This is a genomic window from Geodermatophilus sp. URMC 63 (assembly GCF_053502565.1).
In genome coordinates this window covers 4,741,085-4,756,441 of the sequence record NZ_CP199956.1, presented here as the reverse complement: position 1 = coordinate 4,756,441, position 15,357 = coordinate 4,741,085, and the positions used below count along the sequence as shown (strand labels likewise).

Annotated in this window: 11 protein-coding genes and 1 pseudogene; 6 read left to right on the top strand and 6 right to left on the bottom strand. The window is 72.1% G+C overall.

Annotated features, from left to right (window positions below; genetic code table 11):
• Positions 1–117: 117 nt before the first annotated feature.
• On the top strand, positions 118–1,458 hold the full coding sequence (locus ACWIZO_RS23130) for an ABC transporter substrate-binding protein (RefSeq protein WP_448639942.1): 1,341 nt from the start codon (positions 118–120) through the stop codon (positions 1,456–1,458).
• A gap of 490 nt (positions 1,459–1,948) precedes the next feature.
• On the opposite strand, the gene ACWIZO_RS23125 is transcribed toward ACWIZO_RS23130, so the two are convergent.
• Genes ACWIZO_RS23125 through ACWIZO_RS23110 form a run of 4 tightly spaced genes read right to left on the bottom strand, consistent with a single transcriptional unit; the run spans position 1,949 to position 6,172 of the window.
• On the bottom strand, positions 1,949–2,806 hold the full coding sequence (locus ACWIZO_RS23125) for an ABC transporter ATP-binding protein (protein ID WP_448639941.1): 858 nt from the start codon (positions 2,804–2,806) through the stop codon (positions 1,949–1,951).
• The gene (locus ACWIZO_RS23120; protein ID WP_448639940.1) at positions 2,803–3,843 is read right to left on the bottom strand and encodes an ABC transporter ATP-binding protein; all 1,041 of its coding nucleotides are present in this window, start codon (positions 3,841–3,843) and stop codon (positions 2,803–2,805) included. The genes ACWIZO_RS23125 and ACWIZO_RS23120 overlap by 4 nt, the downstream gene beginning before the upstream one ends.
• Positions 3,833–4,831 carry a branched-chain amino acid ABC transporter permease gene (locus ACWIZO_RS23115; RefSeq protein ID WP_448639939.1) on the bottom strand — a complete coding sequence of 333 codons (999 nt, stop codon included), beginning with the start codon at positions 4,829–4,831 and terminating at the stop codon, positions 3,833–3,835. The genes ACWIZO_RS23120 and ACWIZO_RS23115 overlap by 11 nt, the downstream gene beginning before the upstream one ends.
• A gap of 3 nt (positions 4,832–4,834) precedes the next feature.
• A complete protein-coding gene (locus ACWIZO_RS23110; protein ID WP_448639938.1) occupies positions 4,835–6,172 on the bottom strand; it encodes a branched-chain amino acid ABC transporter permease in 1,338 nt (445 codons plus the stop codon).
• A 191-nt stretch (positions 6,173–6,363) separates the two neighbouring features.
• Between ACWIZO_RS23110 and ACWIZO_RS23105 the strand changes: the two genes are divergently transcribed.
• Both ACWIZO_RS23105 and ACWIZO_RS23100 read left to right on the top strand, forming a co-directional pair.
• Entirely contained in the window at positions 6,364–7,008 is a 645-nt protein-coding gene (locus tag ACWIZO_RS23105) for a GNAT family N-acetyltransferase (protein WP_448639937.1), read from the top strand.
• Between the two features lie 1,028 nt (positions 7,009–8,036).
• Positions 8,037–8,714: pseudogene (locus ACWIZO_RS23100) on the top strand (IS982 family transposase); the annotation flags it as partial.
• Between the two features lie 60 nt (positions 8,715–8,774).
• Here the strand turns inward: ACWIZO_RS23100 and ACWIZO_RS23095 are convergent.
• On the bottom strand, positions 8,775–9,179 hold the full coding sequence (locus ACWIZO_RS23095) for a PaaI family thioesterase (protein ID WP_448639936.1): 405 nt from the start codon (positions 9,177–9,179) through the stop codon (positions 8,775–8,777).
• A gap of 112 nt (positions 9,180–9,291) precedes the next feature.
• Between ACWIZO_RS23095 and polA the strand changes: the two genes are divergently transcribed.
• Both polA and ACWIZO_RS23085 read left to right on the top strand, forming a co-directional pair.
• The gene (gene polA / locus ACWIZO_RS23090) at positions 9,292–12,045 is read left to right on the top strand and encodes a DNA polymerase I (protein WP_448639935.1); all 2,754 of its coding nucleotides are present in this window, start codon (positions 9,292–9,294) and stop codon (positions 12,043–12,045) included.
• A 234-nt stretch (positions 12,046–12,279) separates the two neighbouring features.
• Complete coding sequence (locus tag ACWIZO_RS23085) at positions 12,280–12,714, top strand: hypothetical protein (RefSeq protein WP_448639934.1); 435 nt, start codon at positions 12,280–12,282, stop codon at positions 12,712–12,714.
• Positions 12,715–12,735: 21 nt separating this feature from the next.
• Here the strand turns inward: ACWIZO_RS23085 and ACWIZO_RS23080 are convergent, their stop codons facing one another.
• A complete protein-coding gene (locus ACWIZO_RS23080) occupies positions 12,736–13,575 on the bottom strand; it encodes a class I SAM-dependent methyltransferase (RefSeq protein ID WP_448639933.1) in 840 nt (279 codons plus the stop codon).
• Positions 13,576–13,789: 214 nt separating this feature from the next.
• Between ACWIZO_RS23080 and rpsA the strand changes: the two genes are divergently transcribed.
• Complete coding sequence (rpsA, locus tag ACWIZO_RS23075) at positions 13,790–15,253, top strand: 30S ribosomal protein S1 (protein WP_448639932.1); 1,464 nt, start codon at positions 13,790–13,792, stop codon at positions 15,251–15,253.
• Positions 15,254–15,357: the final 104 nt, after the last annotated feature.

Sequence of the window (15,357 nt, the reverse complement as noted above, 5' to 3'; positions counted from 1 at the left end):
GTATCGGTGTCCTCCCGGCCGGCTCGATCTCCCGGCGCAGCAGTTAGGTTCGGCGGGCTGACGAGGCGGGCGCTCCCGCCTGCCCCGGACCGACGTACGACAACTGGGAGTTGCTGGATGCGCACGCGTACCTACGCCCGCAGCATCGCCGTCACCTCCGCTGCGCTCGTCGCCCTGACCGCCTGTGGTGGCGGCAGCGACGACAGCGGCAGCGGCTCGGGCGGCGACGCCTCGGGCGGCGGCGAGAAGCAGGTCAACGTCTACGGCACCGACGGCAACACGGGGTCCCCCCTCGGGGAGGACTTCGAGGAGCAGGGTGCCCTCGCCGGGATGAAGGGCACGCTGCCCCTCACCGAGCTGGCCGGCGACTTCACCGACCGGCTGCTGACGGTCGATCCCAACCTGGGCAACACCTTCAACTACGCCGGTGAGACCTACGACGCCGTCGTGCTCACCGCACTGGCCGCCCAACTGGCCGGCAGCAACGACGCCAACGTCTTCAAGGCCTACGTCAACGGTGTCACCACCGGCGGCGAGAAGTGCGACTCGTTCCAGGCGTGCATCGACATCGTCAACGCCGGGGGCAACCCCGACTACGACGGCGTCAGCGGCCCGCTGGCCTTCGTCGATGCGGGTGAGCCGGCCGCGGCGAGCTTCGGCATCCAGCAGTTCGGCGACGACAACAAGATCGACGACTCGGCCACCCAGTACGTGCTCGCCGGTGACGAGGCCAACGCGACCACCGACGAGGGCCCCGCGCCCGCGGCTCCCGGCACCACCGGCGAGCAGCTGGTCATCGGCACCCTGCTGCCGCTGACCGGTGACCTCGCCTTCCTCGGCCCCCCCGAGGTCGCCGGCGCCAAGCTGGCCGTGCAGGAGGTCAACGCCGCCGGCGGCGTCCTCGGCCAGGACGTCCGCCTGGAGGAGGGTGACTCGGGCGACGCCACCACCGACACCGCGACGCAGACCGTCGACCGGCTGCTGCAGGCCGGCGTCAACGCCATCGTCGGCGCCGCGTCCTCGACCGTGAGCCTCAACGTGATCGACCGGATCACGTCGGCCGGCGTCATGCAGATCAGCCCGGCCAACACGTCGGACCAGTTCACCGACTACGCCGACAACGGCCTGTACTTCCGCACCGCCCCGCCGGACGTCCTGCAGGCGCGTGCCCTGGCCGACCTGATCGCGGAGGACGGCAACAACACCGTGGGCATCCTGGCCCGCAACGACGCCTACGGCACCGGTCTCGCGGAGAACACCCGCAACAACCTGCTGTCCGGCGGTCTGTCCGAGGACCAGGTCGTGAGCGTCATCTACGACCCGAACGCCGCGAACTTCGACTCCGAGGTCCAGCAGATGGTGGACCTCAACCCCGACGGCATCGTCGTCATCGGGTTCGAGGAGTCCTCGCGGATCATCCAGGGGCTCAACGAGAACGGCATCGGCCCGCAGCGCTGATGTAGTCCTCTCCCTCCGGCCGCGGCCCGGTACCCCTCATGGGGTGCCGGGCCGCTGTCGTGCGGTCAGCGCTGCAGCCGCTGCCTCTCGGGCGCTCGGTCGGCCGGCCGGTCGTGGGGGTCGAGGCCCGAGGTGGCTCTCGTCGGGCCACACGGCGCTGCGCCGCAGGCCGCCGTCGGTGAGCTCGAGCAGCGTGACGGGGGAGTGGTCCCGTCCCGGTCGGCCCCGTCGCGGGCGACGACGGTGTCGTCGTGGGCGTGACGCGGGCGGCCGGACGGGCGGGGCGGCGTGCACCGGCACGCGGGAGCCGCCGGCGGTCAGCGCCCGGCAAGGGAGGCCCTTCATGCCGCCATCGGAGGCGCGCAGCAGGAGGACCCGGTGCCCCCCACGCCTCGCCGGCCCAGGCGGAGGGCCCCTGCGCCGGGGCCGGAACCGAGGAGGCCGGCGCCCCCGGGGTGGGGACGCCGGCCTCGTCGGCGGGCTCAGGGACTCACTGCGCCTTGGCGAGGGTCCCCAGGTAGAGCTCGATGACCTTGGGATCGGTCATCAGCGAGCGGCCGGTGTCGGTGTAGGCGTTGCGGCCCTGGTCGAGCACGTAGCCGCGGTCGCAGATCTGCAGGCAGCGCCGGGCGTTCTGCTCGACCATGATGATCGAGACCCCGGTGGCGTTGATCCGCCGGCAGCGGATGAACACCTCGTCCTGGTAGGCGGGCGACAGGCCCGCGGACGGCTCGTCGAGCAGCAGCACCGACGGGTCCATCATCAGCGCCCGCCCCATGGCGACCATCTGCCGCTCGCCGCCCGAGAGCGAGCCGGCCTTGCCCTTGCGCCGCTCGCCGAGCAGCGGGAACAGGTCGACGACGTAGTCGAAGCGCTCCCTGAACGTCTTCGACCGCAGGTAGACGCCCATCTGCATGTTCTCCTCGATGGTGAGCGAGGGGAACACGTTGTTGTTCTGCGGCACGTAGCCCACGCCCAGGGACACCAGCCGGTGCGCCGGGGCGGAGGTGATGTCCTCGCCGCGCAGCGTCACGTTCCCGGAGCGGACGGGGATCAGCCCGAACAGGGTCTTGAGCAGCGTCGACTTGCCGGCTCCGTTGGGGCCGATGATGCCGACGAGCTCGCCCTCCTGCAGGTAGAAGTCGCAGCCGCGCAGGATGTTGACGCCGGGCACGTAACCGGCGACCAGGTCGTCGGCGCGCACCAGCGCCCCCTCGGCCAGCCGCAGGTGCTCCTCGCGGGTGGCGGCCTTCTCCGCGGGGGAGAGCTCGGTGGCGCCGGCGGCGGCCTCGTCGGCGCGGGTGACGTCCTCGCCGGACTCGTCGACCTCGAACAGCGGCTCGCTCATCGGCCGGCCTCCCCGGTGGTGTCGGACCCGAGGACGCGGCCGCCGCCGAGCTCCTCGGCGGCGATCTGCTGCTCGGCCTGCGCGAGCACCCGGTCCTCCTCCTCGACGGTGAGCGGGGCGTCGTGGTGCGCGCCGAGGTAGGCGTCGACGACCGCCTGGTTCTGGCTGATCGACTCGGGCGGGCCTTCGGCGATCACCCGGCCGGCGGCCATGACGACCACCCAGTCGCTGATGTCGCGCACGACGTCCATGTCGTGCTCGACGAAGATCACCGTCATGCCCTCCTCACGGAGGTCCTTGACGTGCCCGAGCAGGCTCTGGGTGAGCGCCGGGTTCACCCCGGCCATCGGCTCGTCGAGCATGACCACCTGCGGGTCGCTCATCAGCGCCCGCGCCATCTCCAGCAGCTTTCGCTGGCCACCGGAGAGGGTGCCGGCGAACTCGTCCTTCTTGGCGTCGAGCTTGAACCGCCGCAGCAGGTCCATCGCCTTGTCGGTGTTCGCCGCCTCCTGCCTGCGCCAGGTCCCCGGGACCAGGGCCCGCAGGAAGCTCTCGCCCTTCTGCCCCTGTGCGCCGAGCAGCATGTTCTGCAGGACGGTGAGCCGGGACAGCGCCTTGGTCAGCTGGAAGGTGCGCACGACGCCGAGCCGGGCGACCTGGTGCGGCGCGAGCTTGCCCAGCGGGCGGCCGTCGAAGCTCCACGTGCCGGTGTCGGGCTGGTCGAACCCGGTGAGCAGGTTGAACAGCGTCGTCTTGCCGGCGCCGTTGGGCCCGATCAGGCCGGTGATGCCGCCGCGCTGGACCTCCAGGTGGTCGACCGACACCGCGGTCAGGCCGCCGAAGGTGCGGGTGACGTTCTCGACGACGACCACCGGGTCGGGCTTGGCGACGCCGACCTCCCACGGGACGTCGCGCAGCGCCGCCTGGGCCAGCCGCTGGGGGCTGCGGCCGGCGGTCGCGGAGCCCTGCTGCCGGGAGGCCGCCGTCGCGCCGGTGGTCTGGTCGCCGCCGGCCGGGCCGGTGTTCTCAGCGGGCATCGAGCATCACCTCTCGTCGGTCGCCGAAGATGCCCTGCGGCCGGAAGACGAGCAGCAGCATCAGGCCCAGCCCCACCAGGACGAACCGGATCTGCGCCACGTCCGTGGCCGACAGCAGCCCCTCCGGGATGACGCCGTTGTCGATCAGTGCCCGCAGACCGGTGTCGGCGAACTGGATGACGAACAGCAGGATGATCGCGCCCACCACCGGGCCGAGCACGCGCGCGGCCCCGCCGAGGATGAGCACGGTGTAGGCCAGGAACGTGTTCGCGTTCTGGAACTGGTCGGGGTTCGCCGCGCCGGTGGCCACCACGTAGACCATGCCACCGAGGGCGCCCATCACGCCGCCGAGCACCAGCGACTGCATCTTGTAGAGGTAGACGTTCTTGCCCAGCGCCCGCACGGCGTCCTCGTCCTCGCGGATCGCCTTGAGGACGCGGCCCCACGGGCTGCGCATGAGCAGCCACACCAGCAGGCACAGCAGCGCGACGAGGACCCAGCCGACGAGGGCCACCCACAGCTCGCCGCCGCTCCAGCGGGTGCCGAGGATCGGGTAGCGCCGACTGGTGTCCCACGGGGCCAGGGAGATGAAGTCGCCGTTGAAGCCGGCCAGGCCGCGGGTGCCGCCGGTGACGGGGCTGGCCGACACCGACCGGAACAGCAGCCGCAGTCCCTCCGCCGCCGCGATGGTCGCGATGGCCAGGTAGTCCGCCCGCAGCCGCAGGGTCGGCAGACCGAGCAGCAGGGCGAGGAAGACCGCGGCGGCCAGGCCGACGACCACGCCGACCCAGAAGTCGAGGCCCCACTGGGTCACCGAGATCGCGATGCCGAAGCCGCCGAGCATGGCGAAGCCGATCTGGCCGAAGTTCAGCAGGCCCGTGTAACCGAAGTGCACGTTGAGGCCGATGGCCAGCAGCGCGAAGAACACCGCCTGGAAGCCGAGCGCCGACTTGCCCGCGACGGCCAGTGCGTTGAGGAGGTCGCCCATGGCTCAGCCGATCCGTGCGCGGCTGCCCAGGATCCCCTGGGGCCGGATGACGAGGATGACGATGAGCAGCACCAGGCCGCCGACGTACTTGACGTCGCTCGGGATGACCAGCGTCGACACCTGGACGAAGACGCCGACGATGACGCTGCCCACCAGGGCGCCGTAGGCGGTGCCGAGGCCGCCGAGGGTGACGCCGGCGAACATCAGCAGCAGCAGCTGGAAGCCCATGTCCCAGCGCACCTGGTCGGACAGGCCGAGCAGGACGCCGCCGAGCGCGGCCAGCGCCCCGCCCATCATCCAGACGACCAGGATGACGCGGTTGACGTTGATGCCGGAGGACGCGGCGAGGTCCCGGTTGTCGGCCACCGCCCGCATCGCCTTGCCGATCTTGGTGCGCTGCAACATGACCGCGACGAGGACCAGGACCGCGACCGAGATGACGATCGAGATCAGCGACTGGTTGGTCAGGCGGAAGAGCCCGTAGTCGACCGCCCGGGAGGTGCCCAGGCCGGAGTAGGGGTTGGAGAACCCGCCGTAGACGATCTGGATCAGGTAGCGCAGCAGCAGGGACAGGCCGATCGACACGACCAGCGCGGCCACCAGGCCGGTGCCGCGGCGGCGCAACGGCCGCCACAGGCCGAGCTCGTTGAGCGCGCCGAACGCCGCGCCGCCGATCATCGCGATGATCGCCGCCGGGATGATCGGCACACCGAGTCCGGTGTTGACCCACCAGGCGAACAGGGCGCCGATGGTGACCAGCTCCCCGTGGGCGAAGTTGGTCAGGCCGGTGGTGCCGAAGATCAGCGACAGTCCGACCGCGCACATCGCGATGAGCAGGCCGAAGCGCAGGCCGTCGACGAGCAACTGGATGGCCTCCACGTTGCCGCCGCCCGAGCCCTGGGTGCCGTCGTTCAGGCCGAACTGGACCGGCTGGCGGCGACCGGGGTCGACGGTGACGGTGCGGCTGTCCTCGCCGGTGATGACGACGCCGTCGGGCAGGGAGTCGGCGTCGATGCTGACGGTGTACTGGCCGGGGCCGGGGACCTCGACGGCGAACCGGCCGTCCTCGTCGGTCTCGACGCTGTCGACCTCGTCGCCGGCGGCGGTGGTGACCGTGACCTCGATGCCCTCGATCGGACCGCTGCGGCCGGTCTGCAGGGTGCCCACGACCGATTCGCCCTGGGCGCTCGCGGTGCCGGGTACCAGCACGGCCAGGCCGGCCGCGGCGACGAGGACCAGCAGGATGCGCAGCAGCACCCCGTGGGCGGCCGTCGCGGGGCCGGAGCGGACCGTGCTCCGGGCGGCCCCGGTCCGCCCGGAGCGGGCTGACGGGTGCGTCACACAACCTCCCAGGTCGTGGCAGTGGAGCCCGGACGGTAACCCAGGCGTGTCGCGCGGCCTTTCCCCGTCGCCGAGCTGTGACCGAAGAGCGACACGCCCGTGTGGTCACTCCCGTCCCACGACCGGCGCGTCGGCCCGGTCACGGGGCGGCGCGGGTGCAGTCTCCTCCCACCGTCCAGGGGAGGACTCCCGTGTCAGGAACCGGTCAGCGGTCCCGCGTGGTGACGCGCACGGCGCGTCCCGACGACCTGCCCGCCGTCCTCGCGCTGGTGCGCCAGCACCGCGTCGAGGCGCACGCCGAGGGGGTCCTCACCGGGCAGACACCCGGCGCCGCGGCCGCCGCGGGGTTCCGCCGGCTGCTGTCCGACCCCGGTCACCGGGTCGTCCTCGCCGTCCTCCCGGGGGCGTGCGCGCCCCACCGCGGCGCGGGCTCCGCCGGCGAGGTGGTCGTCGGGCTGGCCGTCCTGGGGCTCGACCCGCTGTCGGCGCTGCTCGGCGTCCCGCAGGTCACCGTGGACAACCTCGTCGTCCACCGCGACCACCGGCGCCGCGGCGCCGGCGCCGCGCTGCTGGCCGCGGCCGCGGGTCACGCCGAGAGCGTGGGCGCCGACCACGTCGTGGCCGCCGTCGGCGGGCACGAGGCCGAGCGGCAGCGGTTCTTCGCCCGCATGGGCTTCGCGCCGCTCACCACCCGCCGGATCGTCCCCCGCGAGACGCTCGTCCGGTCGCTGGCCGTTTGGCAGCGCGGGGGCGTCCCGGTGCCGCGCCGGCCGGCGCCGCGCCGCCGCCCCCTGCCGCGGGTGCTGCCGGGCCTCGAGGCGGCCGCGGAGGCCTGAACGAGCCCGTCCCGCAGCCGGGCAGTGGTCGTAGGCGATCAGTAGCCGGCTGACGGGGGTGACGTCATTCCTGGCTGTGAGGAGTTGAGGACGCAACCTCGGTCCGCGGCATACGCCACGGGCGCCTGACGGGCGCCATCCGCGGGGTCTAACCGCATATGGACGAGCTCGCCTCAGTGACGCTCAGTTGACGCTGCGATGACGGCCCGACGGGAAAGTGGCGGAGCACGACTGTGCCAGAGGCGCCCGTACCACCCGCGGTCAACGTCCTAGCCTGGGGGAATTTGTGATCACCGAAACCGAACCGCTGCCGGTGCTGCTATTCCGGCTCCGTGAGACTCGTCGCCGACGGCGGCGCTGGTTCATCTGGGGCGGGGTCGTGGGCTACACCTTCTTCTTCGTGACTCTCGCCTCCACCGATGACACCGACACGGGAGTCATGGTGTCCCTCGTCGCCTTCCTGTTAGCGCCATCCCTCCTCATAGCCGGAAACCTCCTCTACAACAAAAGATCCGCGGCCTGCGTGAACAGATCGCGTGGGCGGAGGCTGCGCTGCCTCCCGGTAGCGCGAATGGGAGCCCAAAGACCGACCGAGCAGCGTGGTTGACGCTGGCAGGCGCGATCGTTGCCCCAATTTGTACGGTGCTGGTTGAGGTCTTCAAGGGTTAGTGGACGCTTACGTGCGAACGGGATGTCTCGCTTCGAGGGCCTGAGCTAGCAGTAGGCCAGCCCCGACGACCTTCAAGGAAGGGTGTCAGAGACGGTCCGGACTCGAGATCGGTGGTCGGAGGGGACATCTTCAGGAGCCCGGGGCGGGACTGCATCCGTTTCTGGCGGGTCTTCACCAGTGAGATCAGCCAGCGATGGTGTGCTTGGTCGGGTGGGCCACCGACCGACGCAGATGCGCCCACACCGGCTCGACCGGGTTGAGTTCGTGGGAGTGAAGCGGCGACAGACGAGCACGTCTGAACAGTCGGGAGGGCCGAAGGGTGCTGTAGGCGCGGGCGAAGTATGTCCAGGCTCGGGTTGTGACGACCGACCTCACCACCTTCCTGACCGCACTTCACCTCCGCATCGACGACCATCTGACCGGCGGTGAACGCGCCGGTCACCCACCGCGGTTGACCGGTCCGGAGCTGCTCACTCTGGCCACCGCCCAGGTCCTGCTGGGTGTGCCCGCTGGCTGCGACTGGTGCCCGCCGCGATGTCTGGCGCCTTCCCGTATCTGCCGGGACAGTCCGGCTACAACGGGCGGCTGCGCGGTACGTTGTCGGTACTCGAGCGACCGATCCGGATGCTGGCCGCAGATGCCGACCTGTGGCCGCATCCGGTGTGGCTGGTCGACTCCACCCCGGTCGAGTGCGCCCGCTCCCGACCCAACGTGGACCGCTCGGCCTGGCCGGGGCCGCCAGCTCAAGCTACTGCCCAGCCACTCGCACTAATTCTGGGGCTTGGACGCTTCTGGGGCCTGGACGCCTGCGGTGCGGGCCTGCTGCGCCTTGGAACCGCGATCACCCGCCTCGCCTTGATCGGGAGCCGCTGGCGCCCGAACGGCAGCTGATCAAGTCGGTCTACGACACCTTGGAAGGCCACCTCGACTTCGAGCTGCACGGCGGCCGCAGCTTCACCGGCGTGGCCACCCGGGTCGCCAACGCCTGCTCGCCCTGACCGCCGCCATCTGGCCAGACCGCGCCACCGACCAGCCGTCACTGATCCTCGATAGGGGCCCACCGCGAGCTGGTGAGTGGTGGGGGCAGGAGGGTTCTTCAGCCGGGCGAGATGGCGCAGGTGAGGCGGGCGCTGGCGGTGGTCCGCCCCTGGTCGTCGGAGACCTCGATGACGAAGGTGGACAGGCTCCGGCCGCGGCGCACCGGCGTGCAGACGGCGGTGACGGAGCCCGTCGTGGCCGCCCGCAGGTAGCTGGCGTTGAGCTCCACGCCCACGACCCGCCGTCCGGGGCCGGCACCGATGACCGCCGCCCACGAGCCCAGTGACTCCACGAGCGCGCAGGTGGCCCCGCCGTGCAGCAGACCGTAGGGCTGCTGGTTGCCCTCCACGGGCATGGTCGCCACCAGCCGGTCGGGGGAGTAGTCGACGATCTCGATGCCGAGCTTGTCGTCGAGCGGGCTGCGCGGCGCGTCCGACAGCCAGTCCGGAGGAGAGGTCGTCACGCCCGGCACGGTAACGACCGCCGGCAGTGACCTCCGGCGCGGCCCCGCAGGAGGTCCCGCACCGGGCTCGCGGCGGTCGGGGGGCACCCGGGTCCTTCTAGGATCGGCGGCGATGTCCGCTCCGGTGACCGCCACAGAGTCCGCCAGCACCGCGCCCGCCGCCCCGTCGACCCCCGGGGCGCGGCCGCGGCTGCTGCTCCTCGACGGGCACTCGCTGGCCTACCGCGCCTTCTTCGCCCTGCCGGTGGAGAACTTCTCCACGACCACGGGCCAGCCGACCAACGCCGTCTACGGCTTCACGTCGATGCTGATCAACGTGCTGCGCGACGAGCAGCCCACGCACCTGGCGGTCGCCTTCGACGTCGGCCGCAAGACCTTCCGCAGCGAGATCTACGCGGAGTACAAGGCCAACCGCACCGAGAGCCCGACCGACTTCCGCGGCCAGGTCAGCCTCATCCAGGAGGTGCTGGGGGCGCTGCACGTCCCGGTGATCACCGCGGAGGGCTTCGAGGCCGACGACGTCATCGCCACGCTCACCGTGCAGGCCGTCGAGCAGGGCATGGACGTGCTCATCTGCACCGGCGACCGCGACGCGCTGCAGCTGGTGAACGAGCACGTCACCGTGCTCTACCCGCGCAAGGGCGTCTCCGACCTGACCCGGTTCACGCCGGAGGAGGTCGAGGCCAAGTACGGGCTGACGCCGCGGCAGTACCCCGACTTCGCCGCGCTCCGGGGCGACCCGAGCGACAACCTGCCCAGCATCCCGAGCGTCGGTGAGAAGACCGCGGCCAAGTGGGTGCGCGAGTACGGCTCGCTCGACGAGCTGGTCGACCGGGTCGACACGGTGAAGGGCAAGGTCGGGGAGAAGCTGCGCGAGCACCTGTCCTCGGTGCTGCAGAACCGCCGGCTGACCGAGCTGGACCGCTCGGTGGTCCTCGAGGTCGGCCCGCAGGACCTCGCCGTGCGCCCCTGGGACCGCAACGAGGTGCACACCCTCTTCGACAACCTGCAGTTCCGGGTGCTGCGCGACCGGCTGTTCGCCACGCTGAGCAGCGCCGAGCCCGAGGTGGAGGGCGGCTTCGAGGTCACCGCCGACGACGTGCCGGCCGGCGGGCTGTCGGCCTGGCTCGACGCGCACGCCCGCACGGGGCGCACCGGCGTCGTCCTCCGCGGCAGCTGGGGGCGGGGGACGGGTGAGCTGACCGGTGTGGCGCTGGCCGCCGGCGACGACCACGCCGTCTTCGTCGACGTCGGCCCCGACCTCGACGCCGACGACGAGCGGGCGCTGGCCGACTGGCTGGCCGACCCGGGCACCGAGAAGGTGGCGCACGACGTCAAGGGCCCGCTGCTGGCGGTGTGGGCACGCGGCTGGGACCTGCAGGGCCTGGTGAGCGACACCGCGCTGGCCGCCTACCTGGCCACTCCTGGACAGCGCTCGTTCGACCTCGGCGACCTGTCGGTGCGCTACCTCAAGCGCGCGCTCGAGGACGCCGCCGAGCCCGAGTCCCAGATGACCCTCGACGGGCTCGGGCCGAGCGAGGCCGACCTCGCCGCCGAGGCCGCGCACGCCGACGTCGTCAAGGCGGTCGCGGTCAACGACCTCTCCGACGCCCTCGAGCAGGTGCTCGGCCAGAAGGGCGGCGACCACCTGCTCGAGGGGATGGAGCTGCCGCTGACCCGCGTGCTGGCGCGGATGGAGCAGCGCGGCATCGCCGTCGACGTGGACCTGCTCACCGAGCTGCAGCGCGAGTTCGCCGAGGGGGTGGCCGCCGCGGCCGCCGAGGCCTACGCCGTCATCGGCAGGGAGATCAACCTCGGCTCGCCCAAGCAGCTGCAGGCGGTGCTGTTCGACGAGCTCGGGCTGCCGAAGACCAAGAAGATCAAGTCCGGGTACACCACCGACGCCGACGCGCTGACCAGCCTGCTGGCCTCGACCGGGCACCCGTTCCTCGAGCACCTGCTGCGCCACCGCGACGTGACCCGGCTGCGCACCGTCATCGACGGGCTCATCCCGATGGTCGACGACGGCGGCCGCATCCACACGACGTTCCAGCAGACCGTCGCGGCCACCGGCCGGCTCTCCTCGATCGACCCGAACCTGCAGAACATCCCGATCCGCTCGGCCGAGGGGCGGCGGATCCGGCAGGCGTTCGTCGTCGGCCCCGGCCACGAGTCGCTGATGACGGCCGACTACAGCCAGATCGAGATGCGGATCATGGCCCACCTCTCCGGCGACGAGGGCCTCATCGAGGCGTTCACCTCGGGGGAGGACCTGCACTCCTTCGTCGCGTCGCGGGCCTACGGGATCCCCATCGAGGACGTCGACCCCGAGATGCGCCGCCGGATCAAGGCGATGAGCTACGGCCTGGCCTACGGGCTGTCGGCCTACGGCCTGGCCCAGCAGCTGCGCATCTCCCCGGAGGAGGCGCGCGAGCAGATGCACGCCTACTTCGAGCGCTTCGGCGGGATCCGCGAGTACCTCGACGGCGTCGTCGACCACGCCCGGCAGACCGGCTACACCGAGACGACGCTCGGCCGCCGCCGCTACCTGCCCGACCTCACCAGCGACAACCACCAGCGGCGGCAGATGGCCGAGCGGATGGCGCTCAACGCCCCGATCCAGGGGTCGGCCGCCGACGTCATCAAGGTGGCGATGCTCGGTGTCGAGCGCGCGATCGCGGCCGAGGGCCTGTCCTCGCGGATGCTGCTGCAGGTGCACGACGAGCTCGTGCTCGAGGTGGCGCCGGGGGAGCGGGAGGCCCTCGAGGCGCTGGTGCGCCGGGAGATGTCCGGCGCCGCGCAGCTCTCGGTCCCGCTCGAGGTCTCCGTCGGCAGCGGCCGCAGCTGGGACTCCGCCGCGCACTGAGCCACCGGTGGACCCCGGACGTCGCGGGCCGCGCCGCCCGGAGCACGACGGTGTGCGCGCACGCCGTGTTCGCACTCCCGGAACGGCGCGTCCGCGCACACCGTCGATCACCTGCCCGCCGCCCCCGTCCCTGCCGGGCGGGATCCGGCGGGTGCTGGTCGCCGGGAGCCCGGGGCGGGGAAGACGACGCTCGCCCGAGAGCTCGCCCACCGGCTCGGCCTGCCGCACACCGAGATGGACGCTCTCTTCCACGGGCCCGGCTGGGTGCCGCGCCCGTCGTTCGAGGCCGACGTCGACGCGCTGCTGGCCACGAGCGGGTGGGTGACCGAGTACCAGTACGCGTCGGTCCAGCCGCGACTGCTCGTCGCCGCGGACGCGGTCGTGTGGCTGGACCACCCGTGGCCGGTGGTCGTGTGGCGGCTGGCCCGCCGCACGCTGCGCCGGGCGGTGACGCAGCAGGAGCTCTACAACGGCAACCGGGAGCGGCCGCGCGGCTGGCTGTGCGGCTCCCACCCGTTGTGGACCGTGGCCGGCCGCGGGTTCGGCACCATCCGGCGCACCAACGCCGTCCACCTCGCCGCAGCCGCGCAGGCCCGCGGCGTGGTCGTCGTCCGGTTGCGCGGCGCCCGAGCTGCCGACCGCTGGCTCGCCGTCCAGCGCCGGTCCTGACCCTCCACCTCAGGTCGAAGGTCAGGTTCGGTGGGCGACCAGGACGAGCGTGCCGGGGACCAGGGCGCCGCGGGCCGGGGACCACTGACCCCACTCCTGGGCGCGGCCCGGCGTCCACTCGGGCTCGACCAGGTCGTCCAGCACCAGCCCGGCAGCGACGACGGCGCGCACCCAGTCGCCGACCGTGCGGTGGTGCTCGACGTAGACCGTGCGCCCCTCGCCGTCGGTCTCGACGTAGGGCCGGCGGTCGAAGTAGGAGGAGACGACGCGGAGGTCGTCGGGGTCGGGGGAGTCGGGCAGTGGCCAGCGGAAGGGGTGGTTGACCGACGCGGCGAAGCGCCCGCCCGGTCGCAGCACCCGCGCCACCTCGGCCAGCGCCCCCTCGACGTCGGCGACGAACGGCAGCCCCCCGAACGCCGAGCACACGACGTCGACCGAGGCGCCGGCCAGCGGCAGCGCCCCGGCGTCGGCCTGCAGCAGGGGGACCTCGACCCCGGTGGTGCGGCCGAGGTCCGCCGCCCGGGCGAGCATCCCGCCGGACACGTCGAGGGCGACGACGTCGGCGCCGGCCCGCCGCAGCCACCGCGCGCAGGGCGCCGAGCCGCAGCCGACCTCCAGCACCCGCCGCCCGGCGACGTCGCCGAGCAGGTGCGCGTCGGCCTCGCGCAGCCCCTCGGGGCACCACAGGAAGTCGACGTCGCCGAGGTCGGCGCCGTGCTCGGCGAGGTAGGCCGGCGCCGCGGCGTCCCACCAGCCGCGGTTGGCCCGCACCGACTCGGCCGCTCCGGCGCTGCGGCGCTCGACGCCGCCGGCGGCGGGATAGCCGTCGGGGCCCAGGGGGAGGGCGGTCGGCGGGATCATGACACGCCGATCGTGACACGCCGCGGGGAACCGGGCAGAGATCGCCACCCAGGTGGACCCGCACGCGCTCGCGTCCGTACCATGGGGGAGCGCCAGAGGTCTGTCAGTGCTGTACCCGCAAGGGATCGGCGCGCGCCGGCTCTCCACCGCTCCCGCGGTCACCCGGCCGCGGTACCCCGTCCCTACGCACCCCCCGTCCGGAGCACTCGACCACATGACCTCCACCCAGGTCCGTCCTGACAGCACCCCCCAGATCGCGGTGAACGACATCGGCACCGCCGAGGACTTCCTCGCCGCGATCGACCAGACGATCAAGTACTTCAACGACGGCGACATCGTCGAAGGCGTCATCGTCAAGGTCGACCGGGACGAGGTGCTGCTGGACATCGGCTACAAGACCGAGGGCGTCATCCCCTCGCGCGAGCTGTCCATCAAGCACGACGTCGACCCCAACGAGGTCGTCAAGGTCGGCGACGAGGTGGAAGCCCTCGTCCTCCAGAAGGAGGACAAGGAAGGCCGCCTGATCCTGTCCAAGAAGCGCGCCCAGTACGAGCGCGCCTGGGGCACGATCGAGGCCAAGAAGGAAGCCGACGAGGTCGTCACCGGCACCGTCATCGAGGTCGTCAAGGGTGGCCTCATCCTCGACATCGGCCTGCGCGGGTTCCTCCCCGCCTCCCTGGTCGAGATGCGCCGCGTCCGCGACCTGCAGCCCTACGTGGGCCGCGAGCTCGAGGCGAAGATCATCGAGCTCGACAAGAACCGCAACAACGTCGTCCTCTCCCGCCGGCAGTGGCTGGAGCAGACGCAGTCCGAGGTCCGCAGCGAGTTCCTCAACAAGCTCGCCCGCGGCCAGGTCCGCACCGGCGTCGTCTCCTCGATCGTCAACTTCGGCGCGTTCGTCGACCTGGGCGGCGTGGACGGTCTCGTGCACGTGTCCGAGCTGTCCTGGAAGCACATCGACCACCCCTCCGAGGTCGTCGAGGTGGGCCAGGAGGTCACCGTCGAGGTCCTCGACGTCGACCTCGACCGCGAGCGGGTCTCCCTGTCGCTGAAGGCGACGCAGGAGGACCCGTGGCGTCAGTTCGCCCGCACCCACCAGATCGGTCAGGTCGTGCCGGGCAAGGTCACCAAGCTGGTGCCCTTCGGCGCGTTCGTCCGGGTCGACGAGGGCATCGAGGGCCTGGTGCACATCTCCGAGCTGGCCGAGCGCCACGTGGAGATCCCCGAGCAGGTCGTGCAGGTCGGCGACGAGATCCTGGTCAAGGTCATCGACATCGACCTCGACCGGCGCCGCATCTCGCTGTCGCTCAAGCAGGCCAACGAGGGCGTCATCGGCGACGAGGAGCAGTTCGACCCCGCCGCCTACGGCATGTCCGCCACCTACGACGAGCAGGGCAACTACATCTACCCCGAGGGCTTCGACCCGGAGACCGGGGAGTGGCTCGAGGGCTACGACGAGGCCCGCGAGACGTGGGAGCGGCAGTACGCCGAGGCCCAGGCCCGCTTCGAGGCGCACCGCAAGCAGATCGCGGCGGCCCGCGAGGCCGACGCGGAGGCCGCGGCCGGTGGCAACTACTCCTCCGGTGGCGACACGGCCAGCACCGACACCTCCGGTGGCACGCTGGCCAGCGACGAGGCGCTCGCCGCGCTGCGGGCCAAGCTCGCCGGCGGGGAGTGACCGGCTGACCGCCTGCTGACGGTCTGACCGACACGACAGAGGCCCAGGACCCGCGGAGGGTCCTGGGCCTCTGCCGTGTCCCCGGTCCGCGCCGTGCGACGCGG